Raw genomic sequence first — 25,340 nt, 5'->3', positions numbered from 1 at the left:
ACAAGCGTTGACAGACACAGCATAGCGGCATAGCCTTATTTTGGAAACACAATTCGTTTCCAAAATAAAAAAGGAACCCATTATGACACATCCTTCCCTGCTGGCGCCGTGGGGCGTTAACGATATCAACGAGTTGCTCAGGCCCGAACCGCTGCGGCTGGAGATGGGGCTGAGCCGCAGCGCCGACGGCCTGCTGACCGTCGCGGTTCGCACCGACCTGCACGGCTGCAAAGGGCGCATGCTGGACTGGTGGTTCACCTTCTTCGAAACGACTCAGCATATCAACTGGTGGCACCCGCACGATCACGTCGAACACCGCGGCTGGGATCGCCACTGGAAAAAGGGGGAAAGCTACGTCGGCGCCAGTATCGAAGCGGTCGAGTGGTTGGCGGAGCTGCCGCCGGTCGCGGCACGCCTCAAGTTTCACGCCGCCGAGGACTTCTTCTCGCCGCAGCCGCTGCGCCAGGCGCGCGACGCGCAGGCGCTCTCCGCCGCCGTTTGCGCGCGCATCGGCTTCGGTAACCAGGTGGCGCTGGATGACAACGGCGATCCCTGCGACGGCGAGATGCTGCACCTGGTGCGCGACACGCCCTATGGCTGCGTGCTGCGCAGCCGCTTCCTGCTGGGCAAAGCCTGCGCCAACGCCCACGACGAGCTGCCGGACGACATCGGCTTTAACCTGATGCGCCACTGCTACAACGAGTTCAGCTATCTGGCGCAGTTCCTGCCGTCGCTGTACTACGCCGAAAACGGCCGCGAACCGGCGCCGTTGCTCTGGTAATGCGTCAGCGGGGACCTGTTAATTTTTCGCGATGCCGCTATAGTGATTTTCATCGCCATTCCCGCGTTTATGACGGAGAACTCATGGAAAACCCCAGCTATAGCGGCGGCTGCCTGTGCGGGCATATTCGCTTTCAGGCACGCGGCCTGCCTGGCAATCCGCACAGCTGTTCCTGCGATTTTTGCCGCCGCCACTCCGGCGCGCCGACGCTCTGTTGGGTCGAATTTCCGCGTCACGCCATCGAGTGGAACGGCCCGGGCGGCATGCCGGCCCTATACCGTTCTTCACCCTATTCCAGCCGCGCCTTTTGCCCACGCTGCGGCAGCACGCTGGGGGCGATCGACGACGAGCCGACGGTGGCACTGGCCACCGGCAGCTTCGATCGGGCCGATCTGCCGGAGCTGTGCCCGACCTCACATGCGTTCGCCGATGTTTGCCCCGAATGGTGGCGTATCGACGGCAGGCGCTGAGCGCCTCACAGTTCCCGCTGAAATCAATTGATTGTTTTGTCGTATAAATTTAGAACTGACGAACAATAATTCAAAAGTATGGGAACGGGGATGAATCAACAGACTCTCGACGCGCGCCGCTCGCGTCAGGCGTTACTGGCCGGCTCGGTCGGCAACTTTATCGAATGGTACGAGTTCGGGGTGTACGGGTTCCTGGCCACCGTTATCGCCGCCAATTTTTTCACGCTGCAGGGTGAAAACGAAATCACCAGCCTGATCCTCACCTACGCCGCCTTCGCGCTGGCGTTCTTCTGTCGGCCGATCGGCGCGGTGATCTTCGGTCGCATCGGCGATCGCATCGGCCGTCGCCCGACGCTGATTGCGGTTCTGCTGCTGATGACGCTGGCCACCGCGCTGATCGGCGTCATGCCGACCTATGCCTCGATCGGCGTCGCCGCCCCGCTGCTGCTGACGCTGCTGCGCATGTTTCAGGGGCTGTTCGCCGGCGGCGAATTCGGCGGCGCCGTGTCGCTGATGACCGAGTTCGCCCCGAAGGGCAAGCGTGGGCTGTTCGGCGCCTGGCAGTCGCTGACCGTCGCGCTCGGCCTGCTGGCCGGCGCTGGGCTGGTGGCGCTGCTGGCCGCGCTGCTCAGCGCGCAGCAGCTGCATGACTGGGGCTGGCGCATTCCTTTCCTGCTGGCGCTGCCGATGGGCGCCGTGGCGCTGTGGCTGCGGCTCAAGCTCGAGGAAACGCCCACGTTCACCCAGGCGCAGCAACATGCGGAACACGCCGCCGCGCCACCGGAAGCGAAGCTGGGCGGCGTGGTGAAAACCATTCTGATCGGCATCGGCCGCATGATGGGCTGGTCGGCCGCCGGCTATACCTTCCTGGTGGTGATGCCTTCCTATTTGCAAACTTCATTGCACGCCACCTTCCAGCAGGCGCTGGTGGCGACGGTGCTGGCCAACGTCGGCTTCGCCCTGACCATTCTGCCGGCGGGCATCATCAGCGACAAACTGGGGCGTACAACGGTGATGCTGACGGCGGTGGCGGCGGTGATCCTGTTCACCTTCCCGCTGCTGCACCTGTTGCAGGATGCGCAGAGTTCACTGTGGGCCAAAGGGCTGGCGGTCATGATCGCCGGCGCCGTAGTCGGCCTGCTGGCCGGCCCCGGCCCGGCGATGCTGGCGGAGATGTTCCCGACCCGGGTGCGCTATACCGGCTTGGGGCTGGCTTACTCGCTGTCCAATGCGGTGTTTTCCGGCTCGGCCGGGCTGATTATCACCGGCCTCATCAAACAGACCGGTAATATCGACATTCCCGCCTACTACGTGGTCGCCACCTCGGTGGTCAGCCTGTTTGCGCTGATGACGCTGCGCCGCGACGACCATCTGCGCTCGCTGAACGAACGTTAATCCTCCGGGGGCACATCGCCCCCTTACCAACTCGTGACCTCGATCACAACGCCAAAATGTTAACGTTAACTTTTGTGATTAACATCGCACGCGTGATATCTGCTGGCTTCATCCCCTTGCGAGTTAACGTTAACAATAGAGCTAACTTCACTCACCGGGGCCCTACCCATGAACCGCGAAACTAAAAAATATTACGTGCTGCTCAGCGGCCTGCTGTTCTTCTTTTTCTTCACCTGGTCTTCCAGCTTTTCGCTGATCTCACTGTGGCTGAATCAGAAGATCGGCCTGAAAGGCGCCGAGACCGGCCTGATCTTCTCCGCTATCTCGTTGGTGGCGCTGTGCGCACAGCCACTGTACGGGTTTATTCAGGACAAACTTGGGCTGCGCAAGCACCTGCTGCAGTTTCTCGGCGTGATGCTGCTGCTGACCGGCCCGTTCTTTATCTACGTTTACGCCCCGCTGCTGGCCAGCAGCCTGCCGCTCGGCGCGCTGGTCGGCGGGGTATTTATCGGCGCCACCTTCTTCGCCGGCATCGGCGCGCTGGAATCTTATACCGAGCGAGTCAGCCGCATCAGCGGTTTCGAATTCGGCCGCGCCCGCATGTGGGGATCGCTCGGCTGGGCCAGCGCCACCTTTTTGGCCGGTTTTATCTTCAATATCGATCCGAACATCAATTTCTGGCTGGCCTCCGCCGCCGCCGTGGTATTCCTGTTGCTGCTCAGCCAGGTGCGCGAGCTGAAGCCGAACGCCATGGCCGGCCTGGCGTTCGGCAAACCGGAAAATCTGCGGCTGCAGGATGCGCTGGCGCTGCTGCGTATGCCGGGCTTCTGGGCGCTGGTGGTGTTTGTGCTCGGTATCAGCGTGTACAACGTTTTCGATCAGCAATTTTCGGTCTACTTCGCCTCGCAGTTCGCTTCTCGCGAACAGGGCAACGAGATGTACGGCTTCCTCAACTCGCTGCAGGTCTTCCTCGAAGCCGGCGGCATGTTCCTGGCGCCGCTGCTGGTGAACCGCATCGGCGCCAAACAGGGGCTGCTGCTGGCCGGTGGCGTGATGGCGCTGCGCATGTTCGGCTCAGGCTTGGTCAGCGGCGCATTGATGATCTCCGCCATGAAACTGCTGCACGCCGTAGAGTTGCCGATCCTGCTGATCGCTATCTTCAAATACATCGCCAGCCGCTTCGACAGTCGCCTCTCCTCAACGCTTTACCTGGTGGGCTTTCAGTTCATCACCCAGGTGATGGCCAGCTTCCTGTCGCCGCTGGCGGGCTACGGTTATGACCGCATCGGCTTTGCCGACACCTATCTGCTGATGGGGTGCGCGGTCGCCGCCACGACGCTTGTCTCCTGTTTCCTGCTGCGCGGCGAACGTTCCGCCAGCGCAGCCCCCTTTCAATCCGCCATTAAATCAAGTGAGTCTGTCCAATGAACACTGCCTTAGCTCAAGCCGACCATGCGGTCGAAGCCCTGCGCGCAGAACGCCGAGACGAATACTACCCGCAGTTCCATCTCGCGCCGCCCGCCGGCTGGATCAACGATCCCAACGGGCTGATCTGTATTGACGGCGTCTATCATGCCTTCTTCCAGCATCACCCCTATAGCGAGCACTGGGGCCCCATGCACTGGGGGCACGCGACCAGCCGCGATCTGATCCGCTGGCAGCACCAGCCCATCGCTCTGGCACCCGATGCGCCCTATGACAAAGACGGTTGCTTTTCCGGCTGCGCCGTGGATGACAACGGCGTGCTGACGCTGATTTACACCGGCCACGTGTGGCTGGGCGAGCCCGGCGACGACAGCCAGGTGCGGGAAGTGCAATGTCTCGCCACCAGCGAAGACGGCATACGCTTCGTCAAGCACGGGCCGGTGCTGGCCGCGCCGGACGGCATTCAGCATTTCCGCGATCCGAAAGTCTGGCGCGAGAACGGCGAATGGTGGCTGGTGGTCGGTGCCAAAGAAAACGGCCTGGGCCAGGTGCGCCTGTACCGTTCTGCAGATCTGCGCGCCTGGCGCTTCGATCGGGTGCTGGCCAGCGCGCAGGCGGCGCATCAAGGGTATATGTGGGAATGCCCGGATTTCTTCCCGCTGGGGGAACAACACCTGTTGTTGTTCTCGCCGCAGGGGCTGGCGGCACAGGGCTACCGCTACCGCAATCGCTTCCAGAGCGGCTATCTGCTCGGCCACTGGCGGCCGGACAGCGACTTTAGGGTGACCCAACCCTTCTGCGAGCTGGATGCCGGCCACGATTTCTATGCGCCGCAGACCTTCACCGCCGCCGACGGCCGTCGGCTGCTGTTTGCCTGGATGGATATGTGGGAATCCCCAATGCCCAGCAAAGCGCACCGTTGGGCCGGCGCCCTCAGCCTGCCGCGTGAGCTAACGCTGGCCGCCGACGGCAGCGTCCGCATGAACCCGGCGCGTGAACTGACGGCGCTGCGCCGAGAATCGCACACCTTTTTGGCACAGACGCTGACCAATCAGCATCTGCCGCTGGCGGACGACGTGCAGGAACTCACCCTGACGTTGAGACCGGCCGACAACGACGCCGAGCGCTACGGGCTGGCCATCGGGAGTGCGGCGCGGCTGTTCGTCGACAATCAGGCGCATCGGCTGGTGCTGGAACGTTTTCATGAAAACCCCGCCCTGTGCACCTGCCGCAGCGTGCCGCTGCCAGAAGGTGACAGCCTGTCGCTACGGATCTTCATTGACCGCTCATCGCTGGAGATCTTCGTCAATCAGGGCCAGGCCTGCCTGACCAGCCGAATTTATCCGACGGAGGGCGATCGCCGCCTCAGCCTGTTCGCCGAAGGCGGCCGGGCACAGTTTGAGCCCATCACGGGATGGCAGTTGGCAAACCTCTGGGGATAATGGGAATGAGCACCGGGCGCGCAGCGACGCACCCGGTGCGCTTACAGCGAACCACGCTCCAACAGCGGGCAAGGCACTTTCACCGTCTCACGCTGCTCCCGCTGCTCAATCACATGCAGCGCCGCAAGGCGGCCCAGCTCGTAATGCGGCAGCTGCACCGTCGTCAATGCCGGCAGGAACAGCTCGCCGGTGCCGACCATATTGTCGTAACCCAGCACCGCTACCTGTTGCGGTATCCGCCATCCTTGCGCCAGCAATACCTGATACACCAGAAAGGCTATCCGATCGTTCCCGCACACCACGACATCGCAATCGCGCCTGCCTGCAGAGAAATGCCGCTCCAGCAGCGCGACGCAGTCGCGATAGCTTTGGTCGCCGCCGCTCAGATCGAGATGATACTGCCGCAGCTGTTCAACATCGCGCCCCGCTTCGCGCCAGGCGCGTTCCAGACCGCGGCGGCGCAGGCCCGCCGCCAGCGTATCCGCCGGTAAATGAATGCACAGTGGCGCGCGATAGCCTTTGGCGATCAGCGCGCGCGTGGCGTCATACTGCCCTTGCTCGTCATCAGGAATGTAGCTGGCGATCGAATGCGCCGGGCTGACGCAGTTGGCCAGCACCAGCTTTTTGTCCAACAGTTTGGCCGGCAATGTCACCTCGCGCAGCCCCATCGTGGTGAAGATCACCCCATCTGGACGATGCGCCAGCAGCAGATCGACGGTCTGTTCGGCGTTGTCGTCGGCAAACAGGTTGACGACGAAGCTGTTCCAGCCTCGCTCGCGCGCGGTTTTCTCAATCGACAGGATCATTTCCACCGAGAACGGCGTCGTGGCGGTGTCCAGCGCCAGCACGCCGAGCGTCTGTACGCGATTTCCGTCACCGCGAATACGCCGCGCCGACAGATCCGGCACGTAGTCCAACTGGTCGATAGCCTGTTTGACGCGGCGGTAGGTTTCCGGCCGCAGCTTGCCGGGTTCATTGATGGCGCGGGACACCGTCATCAACGAGACTCCGGCAAGTTTTGCGACGTCTTTCAGCGAAGCCATGCGCCCTTCTTTATGATGATTAATGGGAAAAAGTGAATAATCCCATAACCGGGCGCAGGACTCTACTCTGCGTTAGCAGGCTGTGATGTTCGCCCACAGGAGAACGCCGTCGGCCGTCAGCGGCGCCACTTCACCACCCGCCGTCTGCCCCGCCCACCAGACGCCCTCGCGCGCCCGCAGTTCGCCGCCCCCCGGCAGCGACCAGACCCCGCTCAGCACATACAGCACGCCCGCCTGGTGGGATGGCAGGGTGACGGGCGCCGTGCTGCGCCGCACCTCGGCCGCCTGTCGGCCACGGCGCGTCATGATGTTGAAATCCTGACTGGCGCCGCCCAGCAGCGTCGCTTCCAGCGCCACGTCGCCGGAGAACGCGAACGGTTCCCCGACGCGAGCCAATTGATGGTCGATATGCCCGGCGCTGAACAGCCGCACGCCGTCGCCTTCCAGCAAAGTGATCGAGCGGTCGATGCCCGTAAAGGCGGAAAACGGCCCGTCCTGCGCGATGGTAGCGATGCTGGCGCGCCAGTCAAAATCCTGCGCGCCCGGGGGCCAACTGACGATTTCACGGGTTTCCCCACCGCCGTTGCGCCACGGGCTGACCGGCAACGCGGCGAAGCTAAAACGGGTCAGGCTCATTACGCCTCCTGCTGAAAGGTTTTCAACACCTGCAGGAACTCGGCGCTACTCTGCTGCTGCAGCGCGTGCCGCCCCCGCTCGATCACCTGCCGGCCGCCGACGAACACGTCGCGAATTTGCTCTTTGCCGCCGGCGAACAGCCAGCGGTTGAGGATCGAGGCGTCCGGCGCCGCCGCCAGATACGGATCGTCCCCGTCCAGCACCAACCAGTCGGCGCGATAGCCGCTCTGCAACCGGCCGATCGGCGCGCCGCACGCCTGCGCGCCGCCCTGCAGCGCCTGCGAGTACAGCACATCGCCCACCGCCGACTGTTCCGGCGTCGTCAGACGGTTGCGGCGCTGATCGCGCAGCCGCTGGCCGTATTCAAACCAGCGCAGCTCTTCCACCACGTTGAGCGAAACGTGGCTGTCGGAACCGATGCCCCAGCGCCCCTGCTGCTGCAGGTAAGCGTCGCCGGGGAAAATGCCGTCGCCGAGGTTGGCTTCGGTGGTCAGGCACAGGCCGGCCACCGCGCGGCTGCGCGCCAGCGCTTCCAGCTCATCGCGATCCAGATGGGTGGCATGCACCAGACACCAGCGCTGATCGACCGGCAGATGGTCATACAGCCAGGCCACCGGGCGCTGCCCGCTCCACGCCAGGCAGTCGTTCACCTCTTTTTGCTGCTCGGCGATATGAATATGCACCGGCAAAGTGCGATCCGACGCGGCCAAAATCTGCTGCATCTGGCCCAGCTCCACCGCACGCAGCGAATGGAAGCACAACCCCTGATTCTGCAACGGACGATCCGCCAGCTGGCGGGCAATCACCTGCTGCTGGTGCAGATAGCTTTCGGTATCCTGGATAAAACGTTTCTGCCCCGGCTGCGCCGGCTGCGCGCCGAAACCGGCGTAGCTGTACAGCACCGGCAGCATCGTCATGCCGATGCCGGCCTGATGCGCGGCCTCGCTGAGGCGGCCGGTCATTTCACCGCGATCGGCGTAAGGCTTACCGTCGGCGTCGTGATGCAGGTAGTGGAATTCGGCCACCTGGGTGTATCCGCCCTTGAGCATTTCGATATACAGTTGACGGGCGACCACCTCCACCTGCTCCGGCGTCAGGCGCTGCACCAGGCGGTACATCAGATCGCGCCAGGTCCAGAAGCTGTCCTGCGGGTTGCCCGCCACTTCCGCCAGCCCGGCCATCGCGCGCTGGAAAGCGTGGGAGTGCAGGTTCGGCATGCCCGGCACCGCATCGCCGTGCAGCCGGGTGCAGCCTTGCGGTTCAGCGTCGGCGGTAACTTGAGTCAGATAACCTTGCGCATCGACGTCCAGCCGGACGTTATGCGCCCAGCCCTCAGGGAGCAAAGCGCGTGGGGCAAAATAAGCAGGCATGGCAGTATTCCACTGTTGGTGTAACGGCGAATGAGGCGCGGCGATGGCGCGCATTCAGGAATTTTTGGCAGTCGCCGGCAAGTTTCTGGCGCGACGGCCACTAGTTGTATATACATATACATACGCCAACATCAACAGTAAACTGGTGTTATTATTTTTTTATTTGACGAGGTTAACGTCGTGGCTGAACAACAGACCGTGTTACAACTGGCGGCTGCAATGAGCGATGCCCCCGCCCCGATCTACCAACGGGTCAAACAGGCGATCGTGAATCAAATCCGTGCGGGGCATTGGCAACCGCACCAGCGCGTGCCCTCCGAAAGTGAACTGGTGGCGGAACTGGGCGTCAGCCGCATGACCATCAACCGCGCGCTGCGCGAGCTGACCAGCGAAGGTTTTTTGATTCGCATGCAGGGCGTCGGCACCTTCGTCGCCGAAGCCAAAGCGCATACCGCGCTGCTGGAAGTGCACAACATCGCCGATGAGATCGCCGCGCGCGGCCATCGCCACAGCAGCAAGATCCTCGAGCTGAAGGCCCGAGCGGCCAGCGAAGAAGAAGCGACGGCATTGGGCATTCAGCCCGGCCAACGGCTGTTCTACTCGCAGATCGTGCATTACGAAAACGATGTGCCGGTGCAGGTGGAAGACCGCTGCGTCAACCCGCTGGTGGCGCCGGATTACCTGAAGCAGGATTTCGACCGCGTCACGCCTTACACCTATCTGACGCAGGCCGCGCCGCTGACCGCCGGCGAACACATCGTCGAAGCGGTGATCCCCACCCGGCGCGAGCGCGAGCTGCTGCAGTTGGAAGACCACGAACCCGGCCTGCTGATTCATCGCCGCACCTGGTCCGGCAAAACCGTGGTGACCTCGGCCCGGCTGCTGTACCCCGGCAGCCGTTATCAGCTGTTCGGCCGCTTCACCAGCGAAGTCTGATTCCCGGCGGGCGCGCCCTGCGCCCGCTTCTCCGCTGTCGATCACATCCTGATAACAAAATCTCTCCCGCCTCTTGTGACATCCCGGTGAATGCGTTAGGTTGTTTTTAATTGTATATACAACCATGTGGGAGCTGCGGCTCCGGCGGAGGAAAGCAATGACGTCTGAGATTCACTGTGACAGCCTGTGGCACGGCGCCGATATCGTCACCATGCGCGACGGCAACTATCACACCCTGACCGACGGCGCGATCGCCGTGCGCGACGGCAAGATCGTCTGGATTGGCGAACATGCGGCGCTGCCGCCCGGCCTGATCGCGGACGAAACGGTGAAATTCAACGGCGGCATCATTACCCCCGGCTTTGTTGACTGCCACACGCACCTGGTGTTCGGCGGCAACCGCAGCGGCGAGTTCGAACAGCGGCTGAACGGCGTGAGCTACGCCGACATTGCCGCGCAGGGCGGCGGCATCATTTCCACCGTGAAAGCCACCCGCGAGGCCGACGAGGCGCTGCTGCTGGAGCAGGCGCTGTTCCGCCTGCGGCCGCTGCTGGCGGAAGGCGTCACCTGCGTGGAGATCAAATCCGGTTACGGCCTCAGCCCGGAGAGCGAACTGAAGATGCTGCGGGTGGCGCGCAAGTTGGGCGAGCTGCTGCCGGTCGAGGTGAAAACCACCTGTCTGGCGGCCCATGCGCTGCCGCCGGAATACGCCAACCGCGCCGACGACTACATCAATCTGGTCTGCGATACCATCATTCCGCAGGCGGCCGCCGCCGGGCTGGCGGATGCGGTTGACGCCTTCTGCGAACATCTGGCGTTCTCACCGGCGCAGGTGGAGCGAGTCTTCGCCGCAGCCGAGGCCGCCGGGCTGCCGGTCAAGCTGCACGCCGAGCAGCTCTCCGCCCTCGGCGGCAGCACGCTGGCGGCGCGCCATCACGCGCTCTCCGCCGACCATCTCGAATACGCTACCGAACAAGATGCCCGCGCCATGGGCGATGCCGGCACCGTGGCGGTGCTGCTGCCCGGCGCCTATTACCTGCTGCGCGAAACCCAGTGCCCGCCGGTAGAGCTGTTCCGCAAGCACCACGTGGCGATGGCGATCGCCAGCGACGCCAACCCCGGCACCTCGCCGGCGCTGTCGCTGCGCCTGATGATCAACATGGCCTGCACGCTGTTCCGCCTGACGCCGGAAGAAGCGCTGGCGGGCGTTACCACCCACGCCGCCAAAGCGCTGGGGCTGCAACACAGCCACGGCACGCTGGAAACCGGCAAGGTGGCGGACTTCGTTCACTGGCCGCTGTCGCGGCCGGCGGAACTGGCTTATTGGTTGGGCGGCCAGCTGCCCTGTACGGTGATTTTCCGAGGAGAAGTACGTCAATGACCATTCGCGATCCTTTTAGCTTCCAGAGCGGCAGCCTGCCGCTGCTGATCAGCATCCCGCACGCCGGCACGCAACTGACGTCGGCGGTCGAGGCCGGACTGACCGACGACGCCCGCCCGCTGCCCGATACCGACTGGCACATTCCGCAGCTGTACGACTTCGCCCGGGCGATGGGTGCCAGCGTGCTGGTCGGCAACTATTCGCGCTTCGTCATCGATCTGAACCGCCCGGCGGACGACAAGCCGCTGTACACCACCGCCACTACCGGCCTGTATCCCGACGTGCTGTTCGACGGCCGCCCAAGCTTCCTGCCGGGCAAAGCGCCGACGGACGCAGAACGCGCCGGTTATCTGCAGCAGATTTGGCAACCTTATCATCAGCAGCTGCAGGACGAACTGGCACGCCTCAAAGCGCGGCACGGCTATGCGCTGCTGTTCGACGCGCACTCCATCGCCTCGGTGATCCCGCGGCTGTTCGACGGCCAGCTGCCGGATCTCAACCTCGGCACCAACGGCGGCGAAAGCTGCGCCCAGGCGCTGAGCGATCGGCTGGTCGCCTGCTGCGAGCAGCAACAGCAGTACACCCACGTGCTGAACGGCCGCTTCAAGGGCGGTTACATCACCCGCGCCTACGGGCAGCCGCAGCAGCAACAGCATGCGATCCAGCTCGAACTGGCGCAGGTGAACTACATGTCCGAACAGTATCCTTACGCGTTCGAACCGCAGCGCGCCGCCTCGCTGCAGCGCCTGCTCAAGCAGATGATTGAAGGCCTGTTGGACGGCGCGGCCAAACTCAACTGATCCCTCTGCAGGCGCCGCCGAGCGCCTGTTTCTCCCCCTGCCTTTAGCCGCAACGTCAGCCGCAATCTGCGCGCTATATCAAAGTTTCGCGTGATTCCCCACTGACTGGTCTAAACAGCGCACAAAACAGCGGCCGACGAAAAACGCACTGCGCCACAATCAGCCGAAAAGCCCGCGCTCATCGTCAGCGCCGGGCGGCGTGTGGCCGAGCTGGCCCGTTTCGAACCATCACTCTGGAGGCCCTATGTCTGTAACACCGTTAAACTGGCGCGCTGCCGGCGCCCTCGCCGAACAATTGCTGGCCGGTTGGCAACGGCGTGGCGAACCCGGCGGCGCCATCACCCTGTTTGACGCCGAACAACTCCGCGCCACCGCCTGCGCCGGCCTGGCCGATCTGGCGCAGAATACCCCCTTCACCGTCGACAGCGTGGTGCGCTACGCCTCCGTGACCAAACATATCTTCGCCGCGCTGGCGCTGAACGCCACCGGCCGCGCCATTCGGCTCGATCAGCGCTTGGGCGAACTGCTGCCCGCCCTGCAGCCTGCGCTGGCGGACGTCACCGTCGGCCAGGCGCTGGACATGACCGGCGGCCTGCCCGACGTGCGCGAAACGCTCGGCTTGCTCGGCATCTCGCTGCACGCCGTCAGCGAGGCGCAGCCGGTCATGCAGTTTGTCGAAGGGCTGGAAAAGTTGAACTACGAAGCCGGCAGCGAGATCGCCTACAGCAATACCGGCTATCGGCTGCTGGAGGCCGCGCTGCGTAGCAAAGGGTATGATTTCGACCAACTGGTGCAACAGCACATCGCCCGGCCGCTGCAGGTGCAGATGCAAGCACCGGAAAGCTGGTTCGACGTGGTGCCGGGGTTGGTGCCGGGTTACTGGCGGGCGCCGCAGGGCTGGCAACAGGCCAGCGCCGGCCTGCACCTTTCCGCCTCCGGTAGCCTGACCGGCAGCCTCCACGCCCTCACTCGCTGGCTGCAAACGCTGCTGGCCGACGAGGGCCCCGGCCAGGGCGTGCTGGCGCAACTCGGCGCACCGCGCCGCCTCAATCAGGGCCAGCTCAGCGCCTATGGCCTGGGGCTGGCGCAGACGCCGCTGGGCCGCCGCCGCTTGCTCGGCCACGGCGGTTCCCACGCCGGTTACAAAACCTACTTCCTGCTGGCGCCCGATCGCCAGGTCGGCGTCGCGCTGGTGGCCAACCGCGAAGACTGCGACAGTTTCGGTATGGCTTTGCAGGTGATGGCAGCGCTGCTGGGCGAACCTTTGCCGCAGCGCAGCACGGCGATCCCCGACGGCCTTTACGCCACGCTGGCCGAGCCGCACTGGCTGGAGGTTAAAGACGGCAACCTGGCCTATCTGGGCAGCGGTGAACCGCTGTATCAGGGCGAGGACGGGTACGCGGTGTCGCTGTCCGCCCATATGCCAATCAAATTGAAGTGGACCGGCGAAGCGGTCGAGGGCGAAGTCGGGCATGTGGCGCGCCGTTTTCTGCCGGTCACGGCAAACGGCGACTGCCTGAAGCATGTGCAGGGGCTGTGGTATCACCCGCACTATCGCACCGCCTTTGAAATTCGTGGCGATCGGGTGCATATCGGCGTCGGCCCGGCGGCGCAGAGCGGTACGCTCAGCCCGCTCGGCCAGGGCCGCATGCTGGTAGAGTGCCAGGACGGCCCGTGGTTAAAACGCTTTTGCCTCTATTTCCGCGGTTACAACGTGGATCTCATCGCCAACCGCAGCCGGATGCTGACCTTCCGCCGCAGCACCGTCGGCCGCGACTGACGCTCAGCCTGCGCTGCCGGTTTTGACCGCCAGCAGCGCATCCGCCAGCCGCCGTTTGTCGGCGGCGCTGAGGTTAACCTGATCCACGGACGCCATAAACGCCGCCCGATCCGCCTCGCCAAGCGGGCCGGCACGCAGCCGCTCCGCCAGCCGTTGCAATATCTGGCTGCTCAACCGCGCAATCTGCGGGCGCACCTGCGCCAACGGGCGCGGCTGCCAACCGGTTTCCGGGCTCGCCAGCCAGTCGGCGCGATAGCGATACTGAATCGCCTTGGCGGCGTCCATCTGCGCGGCGATAAAAGGCCGCACCGACGCGGGCTCAAGCCCCAAACGCCCCGCCTCCGCCTGCGCGCTGGCCAACACCTTCGCCTCCTGCGCCAGGTCTTCGATCGGCAAATGCTGCTGGGCCTTGTAACCGGCAACGTCCTTCATCAACGACAGCCGTTGGTTCACCAGCTCCCCGAGAGCGGCGGCGCCGTCCGCCAACGCCGGAAAACTGGTCAAACAACAGGCGATCAATAACGCCCTGAACATGGCACCTCCCTTATGATGCGGTGAAAACGTAAGGCCTAAAGTTCACCACGTCCGCCCCGCGCTGGCAAATAAAAAGGCCCCGCCGCAGCGAGGCCCAATAACGCTCGACAGGCGTTAGTCGAACACGCCGTTGATGACGGAGGCCACAATCGCGGTGCTGAGTGCGACCAGCACCAGATCGTCGCCGGCGATACGCCACTCATACCCCGGGTACTGCGGCAGCTCACGCAGCATAGAGCGCGGCACCATTTTTTTTGCGATGCCCGGCGGCAGCGGTTTACCGCGCGCCAGATTCTTGGCGATGCCTGGCGGCAACGAACGGTAGCCGGTCAGGCCATAGTTGTGCGCCAGCGAACGGGCGCGATCGCGCGAGAGGTTGACGGTGATCAGATTGTCGTCGTTGCGATAAACGCCGTTATCATAATGGTCTTTATTGCCTTTGTTACCGTGATTGCCGTTATTGCCATGGTTACCGTTATTGCCGCTGTTGCCATGGCCATTACCGTTGCCGTTACCATTGCCGCCCTTATCGGCCAGAGCCGGAGCGGATGACAACCCCAGCGACGCGATCAGCGCCAACACCGTGAGGGTCGTACGACGTTTGTTCATGTTGTGTATTCCTGCGTGGGTGACTCTCTTGACTATAGCGGGCCTTTCCCGGACGAAGTATAAGGAAAACTCCGAGATGATGACGCGCGAGACGGCAGACGCGCCAAAATCTTGTTTTAACGCAAAACGCCTCGAAAATGCCGATACTTACCTCAGATTATTCTTGAAGAAAAATAAGCCTTACGCTAGCGTGGGAAGGTAACAAAAAAGAGTTAGCGTGCTCTTTTTCGTCGCACCTCAAATCTTATTCTTATCATCCATAATGATAATAGCGAACACTTCCCGCCTCTCCGTGCGGGATTCTTTTTCCCGCCGCCGTCGCCCCAATCTGGTGCTTTATGTTGAGATTTAGTTGCCGATAATTTACATTCGCTGTCTGAGAAACCTCAACCTCCCGCGGTGGCCAGGCTGGCAACGGGTGGGCGTTCAGGAGCAAAAGACGTGCAAATGACCCTCATGGAATACATCACTCGACACTTTAACGGCGATCTTCATCGTTACGCGCAGTCGGAAGGCGTCAGCCGTGAACAAATCATTAGTTGGATAAATAATGAATGTCACGTGATCAAAGGTAGGCTGTTTATGCCGGTGAAGCATCTCCCGGTCGAACAAGCCCAGTGATGACGAAAAAAAACCCCGCCAGGCGGGGTTTTCTGTTTCTGATAACACGGAAAATCAGAAGTTATAGCCGACCACGAGGTAATAACCCCAACCGGTAGACTTGATCGGGCCCTGCGGGGTGCCGATATCCGCGCCATCCTGCCACTGGCCGCCGTTATGGAAATAACGCGCCACGAAAGAATAGTGCCAGTGATCGTAGTTCAGCGCCAAAATATGGCTGGAGGCGATCGAGTTGCCGGTGCGTACCTGTTTGCCGGTGCCGTCAACCCAATGGCTGTCCTTGCCCAGATCGGAACCGAAGTCGAAGTTGGTGAAGCCGATGTAGCTCAGGTTGCCGCCCCACACCTGGGTCAGCGGCACGAAGTATTTCACCTTGAAGCGGTAACCGTCCCAGCTGTTCTCGTTGGCAGCCTGGTAGTTTTCCCACTGGTATTTGGCATAGATGTTCATCGACAGGCTCATCGGCAGGCCGGTGTCGATATCGGTGCCCAGACCCATGTACCAGGTGTTTTGACGGCCGTCGGCGTTGTGGCCCAGATCATAGATGTAGTTGTTGGCGAAGTACCACTCTTTGAACGGCCCGAAGCTCAGATCGGTGCCGGTCAGCTTGTCGATGGAGAAGCGCGGTTCAATCTCCATAAACATTGGGGAGCCTTTGTCCCAGATGCCGCGGTCCGGGGTGTTGCCCACGCCGAAGAACTTCGGCACGTCAACGTAACCGTAGAAATCGAACCAGTCTTTCTTGGCGAAGGCTTCGTATTCGAGATACACGTCGTTATTCAGCTGCGGTCCGAAGCGGGTGTGGTAGCTGCCCACCACGTTGACGCTCTGGTGCCACCAGTCGGAGACATATTGACTGTCTTTGCTATCAGCCATTGATGATGCACTGTAAGACGCTGCGAGCAGTACACCTGCTGCGAGAGCTATTTTTTTCATTTTATTACCACATGCTTAAAGGGCCATTTCCTGCCCGTTTAGAAAAGATGACAATGAGTCTGCCGACACCTGGCGTTGTCTTCACACAGAAACTCGGATGACGCGCGCATTATAGAAACCACTGACTGTAAGAATCTGTGATCCAGTTACGCATTTCGCGAATAGGTAATCGATTGCGTTCACATTTGTCAAATTATGTTTCATGCAAATTCACATTCGCTGTGATTTTAGTCATGCACATCGATTTTTAGCGCAGTTTTTGAGCCAACCGTCATCAGGGCGTCACCTGCCCATTATCGCGACGTGGAAAAGAAAAAGCCGACGCATGAACGCCGGCCTTCATCAAAATCAACAGAAAATACGCAAAGCGAAATCAGTTCACCGCCGGCACCGCCTTGGCGATGTTTTCCTGGCGGAACGCCACCTCCTCGCCGTTTTTCACCTCCCAGCTGGCGACCGGAATGTCGGTCTTGGGCGCCGCCGCAACGACGGAACCGTAAATCAGCTTGTCGTCGCGGCGCAAAATATAAACGTCGAGCTGATATTCATGCCGCAGATTCGCCGTGGTCAGGCGCACGGTATCGCCGCGTTCATAGTGATGCGCGTCGATTTCGGGTTGTTGAATAAATTGAATGTCGCTTCTCATCGTCGTCGTTCCTTCAGGCAACATGGCTAGTTAAATTCTAGTTCAACATTGCGCCGACGGCGGATAATTTCCGTTAATTTCCACGGGTTGCCCGCCAACAGATCAGCGAGCCGAGCGTCACCATCGCCACGCCCTGCCAGAAATTGGCGGTTAGCGAGGTGTGCAACACCAGCGCGGCGAACACCGCCGACAGCACCGGGGTAAAATAAGAGACGGTGGCCAGCAGCGTCATGTTGCCGTGCAGAATGCCGACGTTCCAGGCGGCATACCCCGCCCCCATCGCCACCCCGGCGCACAGCAGCGTCAGGGTCACGCCGAGGCTGAACTGCATGCCGCTTTCCGCGCTGAAGGCATACTTCAGCCACAGCGCCAGCGCGGTCAGCACGATGAACAGCACCACGCCGTTGCTGCCCTGGGCGATCTTCTTGGTCAGGTTGCAGTACAGCGCCCAGATCACCGCACCGCTGAACGCCAGCCCGTAGCTGAGCGGATTGCTGCGCACGTTGGCCAGCATTTGCGCCGGTGACCAGCCACCCTCGCCGCTCATGATCCAGCCGATGCCGAACAGCGACAGCAGCAGCCCCGGCAGCAGCCACCATTTGGCCTTTTGCCCGTTGAGCGCCAACGCCATCAGCACGGTGAAACAGGGCCACAGGTAGTTGATCATGCCCACTTCTATCGCCTGCAGGCGGGTATTGGCGTAGCCGAGCGACAGCGACAGGCAGATCTCATAGCTGACGAACAGCAGGCTGCCGACGATGAGATAAGGCCGCGGAAAGCTGCGCCATTTCGGCACGCCGAGCGCCACCAGCAAAAACACCGCGCTGACGCTGTAGATCATCGCCGCGCCGCCGATCGGCCCCAGCCCTTCGCTGACGCTGCGGATAAGGCCGACGACGCTGCTCCATAGCACAATGGCCAATAAACCGAACAGCGTGGCGCGGGTACGCGAGGGCAAAGCGGGCATAAGGCGGATCCAATGGGTTATTTTTTATCAGGTTTTTCACTCTACTGCCGCACGCGCCAAAAAGAAAGGCGGGAAATTCCCGCCTGTGATTTTATTGCTGCGGCTGCCGCTCGAGCTGCGGCGGCGGCTGGCGAAAACGCCGGGTCAACCAGGCCAAATAGCCGAAGCCCAGCGTCGCCCAGATAAGCCCCATGGTCAGCGAGCTCTTCTCCAGGTTCAGCCACAGCACCCCCACCGTCAGCGCCCCCACCAACGGCAGGAACAGGAAGTTGAAGCGATCCTTCCAGCTTTTGTTGCGCCCTTCGCGAATGAAGAAGTGGCTGATGACCGACAGGTTGACGAAGGTAAAGGCCACCAGCGCGCCAAAGTTGATCAACGCCGTGGCGGTCACCAGATCGAACGACAGCGCAGACAGCGCCACCAGCCCGACCATCAGCACGTTGAGCGCCGGCGTGCGCCATTTAGGGTGGATGTAACCGAAGAACTTCTCCGGGAACACGTTATCGCGCCCCATCACGTACAGCAGGCGCGACACGCTGGCGTGCGACGCCAGGCCGGAGGCCAGCGTGTTAATGAAGGTCACGCACAGGAAGATCGACTGGAACAGCTTGCCGCCGACGTACAGCGCGATCTCCGGCAGTGCCGCGTCGGGCTGGTGGAAGCGTTGAATGGACGGGAAAAACAGCTGAATGAAGAACGACACGCTGATAAAGATCACCCCGCCGTACAGCGCGGTCAGGAAGATGGCGCGCGGGATCACCTTGGCGGCGTCGGGCGTCTCTTCACACAGCGTGGTGACCGCATCGAAGCCGAGGAACGAGAAGCACAGGATAGTGGCGCCGGTAATGATCGGCAGCAGATGCGCATTCTCGCTGAGGAACGGCCGCAGGCTCCACACCGTGCCCATCCCCTCGCCGTTGTGCAGGCCGCGCACCACCAGGTAGATAAACACCAGAATGATCGCCACCTGCGCCAGTACGAACAGGGTATTGAAGTTGGCCACCAGATTGACGCTTTTCAGGTTGATGGCGGTAATCAGGATAACGAAGCCCACCACCCACACCCAGGGCGGCACTTCCGGGAACAGCGCGGTCAGGTAAATCTTCGCCAGCAGCGTGTTGATCATCGGCAGGAACAGATAATCGAGCAATGATGACCACCCTACCAGAAAACCGACGTGCGGGTTGATCGCCTTCTGCGCATAGGTGTAGGCAGAGCCGGCGGTAGGAAACTGGCGCACCAGTTTGCCATAGCTGATGGCGGTGAACAGCACGCCAGCCAGCGCCAGCAGATAGGAGGTCGGCACATGGCCGTCGGTGAGGCCGGAGACGATGCCGAAGGTATCGAACACCGTCATCGGCGTCAGATAGGCCAGGCCCATCATCACCACCTGCCACAGCTTGAGGGATTTGCGCAGCTGCGGTTTGCCCGCCGGGCCGCCGTCGATGGCTTTAATCGTCATGGCATTTCCCCTCTTGGTCCTCTGCTGTCAACCGTGCAACGTCATTCAGAGAGGCCGCGGGGAAACTGCTGCTCAGGCGGCGGGAAAAACGGGTTGGGATCACTGTCGGGCGGCCGGCGACCGGCCCGTAAGCACTGCGGCACAGGCAAACGTCTGCGCAGGGGGATGACTGAGTCATGGTTATTTCCTCGTCGGCGTCCTGTACGCCGTGATAGAAGAAATTCTGTACCGCAGCGCGCAGCCTCACCGGCCACAGGAGAGCCGATGAAATGCGCCAGACGCGCGCGGTCGTCGCAGGGCGAGCGGGATCAGGCGTTTTTCAGCATCCACTCGATTTCGGTTTCGGTGATCAGGCGCTCGAACTGCACCAGCTCATCGGTTTTGCAGGCCAGGTAGACATGGCTGAAACGTTCGCCCAGCAGTGCATTGAGCACCGGCTGATGTTCGAACTCGTACAGCGCGTCGCTCTGGCGAATCGGGAACGGCAGCCCGTCCTGCTCCAGCCCGTTGCCGGTCACCGGCTCAGGCAGCGGCAGCGCGCTTTCCAGGCCGTAGACGATGCCGGCCAGAATGGTCGCCATCACCAGATAAGGGTTGGCGTCGGCGCCCGCCACGCGGTACTCCACGCGGTGGTTGTCGCGATCGCCGCAGGGAATGCGCAGCGCCACGGTGCGGTTGTTATGCCCCCAGGAGGCCTGGGTCGGCACGTACATGCCGGGCTGGAAGCGGCGGTAGGCGTTAACGTTCGGCGCCAGCAGCGCCATCGAAGACGGCATCAGGGCGATCATGCCCGCCAGCGCCTGTTTCAGCAGCGCCGAGTCTTCGCCGTCGTCGTCGGCGAACACGTTGTTGCCCTGCGCGTTCAGCATGCTGATGTGTACGTGCATGCCGCTGCCGGCGTGCTCCTCATACGGCTTGGCCATAAAGGTCGCCTGCATGTTGTGGTTCTCGGCCACCATGCGCACCAGCCGCTTCAGCGCCAGCGCGTGATCGCAGGCCTGCAGCACGTCGTCGGTATGGTGCAGGTTGACCTCGAACTGCCCCGGCGACGCCTCCGCCACCGCGCCGTCCGCCGGAATGCCCTGCAAACGCGCCAGTTCGTCGATCTCGCTCAGCACGTCGGCGAAATGGTTCAGGTTATCGACGGAATACACCTGGCTTTGGGTGTTGCGCTCTTGCGTGCCCGGCGCGCACGGCGGCTGCAGATAGCCCTCTGCGTCGCGTTGACGATCGATGAGATAAAACTCCAACTCTACCGCTACCACGGGGGAAAGCCCGCGCTGACGCAAACGCTGCCACACTCGGTTCAGCACATTGCGCGGTTCAACGTCAAAGGGAGTGCCATCTTCATCCAGCATGGTGAGCAGCACCTGCGCAATATATTGCGGATCCGCCGCCGACGGCGTCAGCGTGCCCGGCACCGGCACGCACACGTGATCCGGCTCGCCCAGTTCCTGCCCCAGCCCGGCCTCTTCGACGACGTTGCCGAGAATATCCATCGCAAATACCGACGCCGGGAAGTAACAGCCCTTCTCCAGCTTGCTTAGGCCGCCGACCGGGATGCGTTTGCCGCGGAAGCTGCCGTTCAGATCGGTCAACAGTACGTCGACATGTTGGGTTAACGGATAACGCTCCAGGTACTTCTTCACTTCGCGCTGGAACGCGCTACTTCGTCTCTCTTCACTGTGCTGAACAAAGTTTTCCACTTCTACGATGTTGGTCTGCATGGTTCACCCGCCGTTTGTGTTTTGCTGTCGTCGATGTTTATTGACCGTCTTGTTCAATATAATGCCCACAAATGAAACGTAGATGAAACAAATTTGTTTTGCAAGTGTTACTTTTGGTTTGAATATTGCCCAATCGACTGCTAGATTTATAGAATATTGAACGAAATCGGCGGTGGAGAAGCTTATCGTTCATAATTTCGAACGTACCAAGGGGATAGCATGGACAATATATTTAACAGACCAGTCATTGGCGTCGTCATGTGCAGGTATAGGTTAAACGGGCACCTCACACAGACCTTGCAAGAAAAGTACCTGAATGCCGTTATCACCGCCGGCGGCTTGCCGATCGCCCTGCCGCACGCGCTGGCGGAGCCGGAAATGCTGGCGGAACTGCTGCCGCGCCTCGACGGCATTTTGCTGCCGGGCAGCCCCAGTAATGTGCAGCCGCACCTTTATGGTGAAAACGGCGATGAGCCTGACGCCGATCCTGGCCGAGACGCGTTGAGCCTGGCGCTGATCCGCCAGGCGTTCGACAGGCGCATTCCCCTTTTCGCCATTTGCCGCGGCATGCAGGAGATGGTGGTCGCCACCCAAGGCACCCTGCATCGCCGCCTGTACGAACTGCCCGAGCTGCTGGAGCATCGTGAAGATCACGACCTGCCGCTGGAACAGCAATACGCCCCCGCCCACGAAGTCATCGTTCAGGAAGGGGGGCTGCTTTCGCAACTGATACCGGATTGCAACAGATTCTGGGTGAACTCGCTGCACGGCCAGGGCGCCAAAACCCTGGGCGCGAGCGTTCGCATCGAGGCGCACGCCGCCGACGGGCTGGTGGAGGCGATCAGCGTGCGCGATCAGCCTTTCGCGCTCGGCGTGCAGTGGCACCCGGAGTGGAACAGCGACGAGTACGCCCTGTCGCGCCTGTTGTTTGATGGTTTCATTACCGCCTGTCGGAACTATCAAAAGGAAAAACGCCCATGAGCGACGTCAGCTTGGCACCGGGAAAACGTCTGTCGCAGATCCGTCAACAATTAGGGTTGTCGCAGCGCCGGGTCGCCGAACTGTCTGGGTTAACCCACAGCGCCATCAGTACTATCGAGCAGGACAAGGTCAGCCCGGCCATCAGCACGCTGCAAAAGCTGCTGACGGTATACGGTCTGTCGCTGTCGGCGTTTTTCGCCGAGCCGGAAAAACCGACGGAGCCGCAGATCGTGATCGGCAGTGACGATCTGATCGAAATCGGCAGCCAGGGCGTTTCGATGAAGCTTATCCACAACGGCGACCCGAACCGCACGCTGGCGATGATGATCGAGACCTACGAACCGGGCACCACCACCGGCGAGCGCATCAAGCATCAGGGGGAAGAGATCGGCACGCTGCTGGAGGGTGAAGTGGTGCTGCAGGTCAACGGCCAGAGCTATCACCTGTTGGCTGGGCAAAGCTACGCCATCAATACCGGCATCCCCCACAGTTTCAGCAACACGTCGGCGCGCATTTGCCGGATTATCAGCGCCCATACGCCGACGACATTCTGATCAACGGAGCCAGGCATGAACTTTCACCATTTGCAGTATTGGCAACAACGGGCGCAGGCCCTGAAGATTGAGCACCAGCTGTTTATCGACGGCCGCTACCAGCCGGCCGCCGCGGGGAAAAGTTTCGCCGTGGAAGATCCCGCCGGGCGTCGTGAGCTGGCGCAGGTCGCGCGGGGCGAAGCCGCCGACATCGATCGGGCGGTCAGCGCGGCGCGCGCCGCCTTTGAGCGTGGCGACTGGGCGCAAGCCGCCCCGGCTCAGCGCAAGGCCACGCTGCTGCGCTTCGCCGAGCTGATGGAGCAGCATCACGAAGAGCTGGCGCTGCTGGAAACGCTAGACACCGGCAAACCGATTCGCCACAGCCTGCGCGACGACGTGCCGAGCGCCATTCGCTGCATCCGCTGGTACGCCGAAGCGATCGATAAGGTGTACGGCGAAATCGCCCCCACCGGCCGCGATGCGCTGGCGCTGATCGAACGCGAGCCGATCGGCGTGGTCGGCGCCATCGTGCCCTGGAACTTCCCGCTGCTGCTGGCCTGCTGGAAACTCGGTCCGGCGCTGGCCGCCGGCAACAGCGTGGTGCTCAAACCCTCCGAAAAATCGCCGCTGAGCGCCATCCTGCTCGGCAAACTGGCGCAGCAGGCCGGGCTGCCGGACGGCGTGCTGAACGTGGTGCCCGGCTATGGCCACGACGCCGGCAAGGCGCTGGCGCTGCACCGCGACGTCGACGCCATCACCTTCACCGGCTCCACGCTGGTGGCGAAGCAGCTGATGATTTACGCCGGCGAATCGAACATGAAACGCGTCTGGCTGGAGGCCGGCGGCAAGAGCGCCAATATCGTCTTCGCCGACTGCCCGGATCTGGATCAGGCCGCCCGCAGCGCCGCCGCCGGCATCTTCTATAATCAGGGGCAGGTGTGCATCGCCGGCACTCGCCTGCTGGTCGAAGCGAGCATTGAGCAAGCGTTCCTGCAGGCGCTGCGCAAACACGCGGCGGCCTTCGTTCCCGGCGATCCGCTCGATCCCGCCACGGTGATGGGCACGCTGATCGACAGCGGCCACTGCGAAAAAGTGGCCGGCTATATCGATCGGGGGCTGAGCCAGGGCGCCGCGCTGTTCCTTGACGGGCGCGACCATCCGCAGGGCGACCACGCAGGCTACCTGGGGCCGACCATCCTCACCCAGGTGAACAACGCCATGAGCGTGGCGCGCGATGAAATCTTCGGCCCGGTGCTGGCGGTGACCACCTTCGACGGCGAGCAACAGGCGCTGCAGCTGGCCAACGACAGCGACTACGGCCTCGGCGCCGCGGTCTGGACCCGCGATCTGGCCCGTGCGCACCGCATGGCGCGCCAGCTGAAGGCCGGCACGGTGTTCGTCAACAACTACAACGACGGCGACATGACCGTGCCGTTCGGCGGCTACAAGCAGAGCGGCAACGGTCGCGATAAATCGCTGCACGCGCTGGACAAGTTCACCGAATTGAAAACCACCTGGATCTCGCTGGAATAAGGGCTTATCTCATGACTGAACACGTAAAAAGCTACTATGCGGCCACGGCCAACGCACATCAGCCCTATCCGCAACTGAATGAATCTATCGAGTGCGACGTCTGCGTGATCGGCGGCGGCTATACCGGCCTCTCCTCCGCGCTGTTTCTGGTGGAAGCCGGCTATAACGTGGTGGTGCTGGAAGCGGCGCGCATCGGTTTCGGCGCCAGCGGCCGCAACGGCGGCCAGTTGGTCAACTCCTACAGCCGCGACATCGATGTGATTGAAGAGCGCTACGGCGCGGAAAGCGCCCGCCTGCTCGGCAGCATGATGTTTGAAGGCGCGGAGATCATCCGCAGCCGCATCAGCCGCTACGCCATCGACTGCGACTACCGCCCCGGCGGCATCTTCGCCGCGCTGAACAACAAGCAGTTCCATGCGCTGATCGAGCAGAAACGCAACTGGGAACGCTATGGCAATACCCAGCTCGAGCTGCTCGATGCGGATCGGGTACGCCAGGAAGTTGCCAGCGATCGCTACGTCGGCGCGCTGCTCGATCACAGCGGCGGCCACATCCATCCGCTCAACCTGGCGCTGGGCGAGGCCGAGGCGATTCGCCTGCAGGGCGGGCGCATCTTCGAACAATCGGCGGTGACGAACATCTGCCACGGCGAACCGGCGCTCATCAGCACCGCCAACGGCCAGGTGAAGGCGCGTTTCGTCATCGTCGCCGGCAACGCCTATCTGGGCGACAAGCTGGAGCCGCGGCTGGCCAAGCGCAGCATGCCGTGCGGCACTCAGGTGGTGACCACCGAGCCGCTGGCGCCGGAGATCGCGCAGGCGCTGATCCCGCAGAACTACTGCGTGGAAGACTGTAACTACCTGCTGGATTACTACCGCATCACCGCCGATCATCGCCTGTTGTACGGTGGCGGCGTGGTGTACGGCGCGCGCGATCCGGACGACATCGACAACCTGATACGGCCAAAATTGCTGAAGACCTTCCCGCAGCTGAAAGGGGTGCGTATCGACTATCGCTGGACCGGCAACTTCCTGCTGACGCTGTCGCGCATGCCGCAGTTCGGCCGGTTGGAGAATAACGTGTACTACATGCAGGGCTACAGCGGCCACGGCGTGACCTGCACCCATCTGGCGGGCAAGCTGATCGCCGAGTTGATGCGCGGCGACGCCGAACGCTTCGACGCCTTCGCCAAGCTGCCGCACCTGCCGTTCTTCGGCGGGCGCAATCTGCAGATCCCGTTCACCGCCATCGGCGCAGCCTACTACACGCTGCGCGACCGCATCGGCGTCTAAAACAGCAGGCCCGGTCATCCTGACCGGGCCTGTGCGTTAC

The 25,340-nt window shown here is 62.2% G+C and carries 24 protein-coding genes; 14 read left to right on the top strand and 10 right to left on the bottom strand.

Going from position 1 to position 25,340, the window contains the following annotated elements:
* Nucleotides 1-82: 82 nt before the first annotated feature.
* The 5 genes from AC4PR2_RS21690 to AC4PR2_RS21670 all read left to right on the top strand — a co-directional run bounded on the left by AC4PR2_RS21690 (nucleotide 83) and on the right by AC4PR2_RS21670 (nucleotide 5,513).
* Nucleotides 83-781 carry a DAPG hydrolase family protein gene (locus AC4PR2_RS21690; protein ID WP_049200386.1) on the top strand — a complete coding sequence of 233 codons (699 nt, stop codon included), beginning with the start codon at nucleotides 83-85 and terminating at the stop codon, nucleotides 779-781.
* An 83-nt stretch (nucleotides 782-864) separates the two neighbouring features.
* Nucleotides 865-1,251: a GFA family protein gene (locus AC4PR2_RS21685; RefSeq protein WP_443014463.1), complete on the top strand. Its 387-nt coding sequence runs from the start codon at nucleotides 865-867 to the stop codon at nucleotides 1,249-1,251.
* A gap of 90 nt (nucleotides 1,252-1,341) precedes the next feature.
* Complete coding sequence (locus tag AC4PR2_RS21680) at nucleotides 1,342-2,646, top strand: MFS transporter (RefSeq protein ID WP_492175446.1); 1,305 nt, start codon at nucleotides 1,342-1,344, stop codon at nucleotides 2,644-2,646.
* Nucleotides 2,647-2,814: 168 nt separating this feature from the next.
* Entirely contained in the window at nucleotides 2,815-4,074 is a 1,260-nt protein-coding gene (locus AC4PR2_RS21675) for an MFS transporter (RefSeq protein WP_060419292.1), read from the top strand.
* On the top strand, nucleotides 4,071-5,513 hold the full coding sequence (locus tag AC4PR2_RS21670; RefSeq protein ID WP_330113483.1) for a glycoside hydrolase family 32 protein: 1,443 nt from the start codon (nucleotides 4,071-4,073) through the stop codon (nucleotides 5,511-5,513). Before AC4PR2_RS21675 ends, AC4PR2_RS21670 begins: the two co-directional genes overlap by 4 nt.
* Nucleotides 5,514-5,554: 41 nt before the next feature.
* On the opposite strand, the gene AC4PR2_RS21665 is transcribed toward AC4PR2_RS21670, so the two are convergent.
* From AC4PR2_RS21665 to AC4PR2_RS21655, 3 genes are all read right to left on the bottom strand, one after another.
* Nucleotides 5,555-6,556 carry a LacI family DNA-binding transcriptional regulator gene (locus AC4PR2_RS21665; RefSeq protein ID WP_049200376.1) on the bottom strand — a complete coding sequence of 334 codons (1,002 nt, stop codon included), beginning with the start codon at nucleotides 6,554-6,556 and terminating at the stop codon, nucleotides 5,555-5,557.
* 72 nt (nucleotides 6,557-6,628) lie between these two features.
* Nucleotides 6,629-7,192 (bottom strand): HutD/Ves family protein, encoded by a 564-nt coding sequence (locus AC4PR2_RS21660; RefSeq protein WP_330113482.1) that lies wholly within the window; start codon nucleotides 7,190-7,192, stop codon nucleotides 6,629-6,631.
* Nucleotides 7,192-8,562, bottom strand: a complete 1,371-nt coding sequence (locus tag AC4PR2_RS21655; protein ID WP_492175445.1) for a formimidoylglutamate deiminase — start codon at nucleotides 8,560-8,562, stop codon at nucleotides 7,192-7,194. Before AC4PR2_RS21655 ends, AC4PR2_RS21660 begins: the two co-directional genes overlap by 1 nt.
* 180 nt (nucleotides 8,563-8,742) lie before the next feature.
* Between AC4PR2_RS21655 and hutC the strand changes: the two genes are divergently transcribed.
* The 4 genes from hutC (at nucleotide 8,743) to AC4PR2_RS21635 (ending at nucleotide 13,459) form a co-directional block, all read left to right on the top strand.
* The gene (gene hutC, locus AC4PR2_RS21650) at nucleotides 8,743-9,498 is read left to right on the top strand and encodes a histidine utilization transcriptional repressor HutC (protein WP_033646346.1); all 756 of its coding nucleotides are present in this window, start codon (nucleotides 8,743-8,745) and stop codon (nucleotides 9,496-9,498) included.
* A gap of 157 nt (nucleotides 9,499-9,655) precedes the next feature.
* Nucleotides 9,656-10,879, top strand: coding sequence for an imidazolonepropionase (gene hutI, locus AC4PR2_RS21645; protein ID WP_043141410.1), 1,224 nt, complete (start codon nucleotides 9,656-9,658; stop codon nucleotides 10,877-10,879).
* Nucleotides 10,876-11,679, top strand: coding sequence for an N-formylglutamate deformylase (gene hutG, locus AC4PR2_RS21640; protein ID WP_492175444.1), 804 nt, complete (start codon nucleotides 10,876-10,878; stop codon nucleotides 11,677-11,679). The genes hutI and hutG overlap by 4 nt, the downstream gene beginning before the upstream one ends.
* Before the next feature lie 244 nt (nucleotides 11,680-11,923).
* Nucleotides 11,924-13,459 carry a serine hydrolase domain-containing protein gene (locus AC4PR2_RS21635; protein ID WP_490840045.1) on the top strand — a complete coding sequence of 512 codons (1,536 nt, stop codon included), beginning with the start codon at nucleotides 11,924-11,926 and terminating at the stop codon, nucleotides 13,457-13,459.
* Between the two features lie 3 nt (nucleotides 13,460-13,462).
* Here AC4PR2_RS21635 and AC4PR2_RS21630 read toward each other — a convergent pair whose 3' ends face one another.
* Together AC4PR2_RS21630 and AC4PR2_RS21625 are read right to left on the bottom strand one after the other, a co-directional pair.
* A complete protein-coding gene (locus AC4PR2_RS21630; RefSeq protein ID WP_060419302.1) occupies nucleotides 13,463-13,993 on the bottom strand; it encodes a chorismate mutase in 531 nt (176 codons plus the stop codon).
* A 114-nt stretch (nucleotides 13,994-14,107) separates the two neighbouring features.
* A complete protein-coding gene (locus tag AC4PR2_RS21625) occupies nucleotides 14,108-14,602 on the bottom strand; it encodes an anti-virulence regulator CigR family protein (protein WP_087763533.1) in 495 nt (164 codons plus the stop codon).
* A gap of 441 nt (nucleotides 14,603-15,043) precedes the next feature.
* On the opposite strand from AC4PR2_RS21625, the gene AC4PR2_RS21620 reads away from it, so the two are divergent.
* Nucleotides 15,044-15,223 (top strand): hypothetical protein, encoded by a 180-nt coding sequence (locus tag AC4PR2_RS21620; RefSeq protein WP_025160261.1) that lies wholly within the window; start codon nucleotides 15,044-15,046, stop codon nucleotides 15,221-15,223.
* A 54-nt stretch (nucleotides 15,224-15,277) separates the two neighbouring features.
* Here AC4PR2_RS21620 and AC4PR2_RS21615 read toward each other — a convergent pair whose 3' ends face one another.
* The 5 genes from AC4PR2_RS21615 to AC4PR2_RS21595 form a co-directional block, all read right to left on the bottom strand.
* On the bottom strand, nucleotides 15,278-16,159 hold the full coding sequence (locus AC4PR2_RS21615) for a nucleoside-specific channel-forming protein Tsx (protein ID WP_070914894.1): 882 nt from the start codon (nucleotides 16,157-16,159) through the stop codon (nucleotides 15,278-15,280).
* A 373-nt stretch (nucleotides 16,160-16,532) separates the two neighbouring features.
* On the bottom strand, nucleotides 16,533-16,805 hold the full coding sequence (locus tag AC4PR2_RS21610) for a hypothetical protein (protein WP_049272745.1): 273 nt from the start codon (nucleotides 16,803-16,805) through the stop codon (nucleotides 16,533-16,535).
* Nucleotides 16,806-16,878: 73 nt separating this feature from the next.
* The gene (gene yddG / locus AC4PR2_RS21605; protein WP_049200366.1) at nucleotides 16,879-17,772 is read right to left on the bottom strand and encodes an aromatic amino acid DMT transporter YddG; all 894 of its coding nucleotides are present in this window, start codon (nucleotides 17,770-17,772) and stop codon (nucleotides 16,879-16,881) included.
* Between the two features lie 91 nt (nucleotides 17,773-17,863).
* Entirely contained in the window at nucleotides 17,864-19,234 is a 1,371-nt protein-coding gene (locus tag AC4PR2_RS21600) for an APC family permease (RefSeq protein WP_025302554.1), read from the bottom strand.
* A gap of 308 nt (nucleotides 19,235-19,542) precedes the next feature.
* Nucleotides 19,543-20,961 carry a glutamine synthetase family protein gene (locus AC4PR2_RS21595; RefSeq protein WP_049296669.1) on the bottom strand — a complete coding sequence of 473 codons (1,419 nt, stop codon included), beginning with the start codon at nucleotides 20,959-20,961 and terminating at the stop codon, nucleotides 19,543-19,545.
* Nucleotides 20,962-21,180: 219 nt separating this feature from the next.
* Here AC4PR2_RS21595 and puuD point away from each other — a divergent pair, with 219 nt between their 5' ends.
* From puuD to AC4PR2_RS21575, 4 genes are read left to right on the top strand one after another with little or no spacing between them, the layout of a single operon-like run.
* Nucleotides 21,181-21,942: a gamma-glutamyl-gamma-aminobutyrate hydrolase gene (puuD, locus tag AC4PR2_RS21590; protein WP_025302552.1), complete on the top strand. Its 762-nt coding sequence runs from the start codon at nucleotides 21,181-21,183 to the stop codon at nucleotides 21,940-21,942.
* The gene (gene puuR, locus AC4PR2_RS21585; protein WP_049288046.1) at nucleotides 21,939-22,496 is read left to right on the top strand and encodes an HTH-type transcriptional regulator PuuR; all 558 of its coding nucleotides are present in this window, start codon (nucleotides 21,939-21,941) and stop codon (nucleotides 22,494-22,496) included. The genes puuD and puuR overlap by 4 nt, the downstream gene beginning before the upstream one ends.
* Nucleotides 22,497-22,511: 15 nt before the next feature.
* Nucleotides 22,512-24,008 (top strand): aldehyde dehydrogenase PuuC, encoded by a 1,497-nt coding sequence (puuC, locus tag AC4PR2_RS21580; RefSeq protein WP_492175442.1) that lies wholly within the window; start codon nucleotides 22,512-22,514, stop codon nucleotides 24,006-24,008.
* An 11-nt stretch (nucleotides 24,009-24,019) separates the two neighbouring features.
* Nucleotides 24,020-25,300: an NAD(P)/FAD-dependent oxidoreductase gene (locus AC4PR2_RS21575; protein WP_492175441.1), complete on the top strand. Its 1,281-nt coding sequence runs from the start codon at nucleotides 24,020-24,022 to the stop codon at nucleotides 25,298-25,300.
* Nucleotides 25,301-25,340 lie beyond the last annotated feature (40 nt).

The organism is Serratia sp. A07, assembly GCF_058725505.1.
Note: the sequence above shows the minus strand (reverse complement) of the source record. Positions and strands in the feature narration are given on the sequence as shown.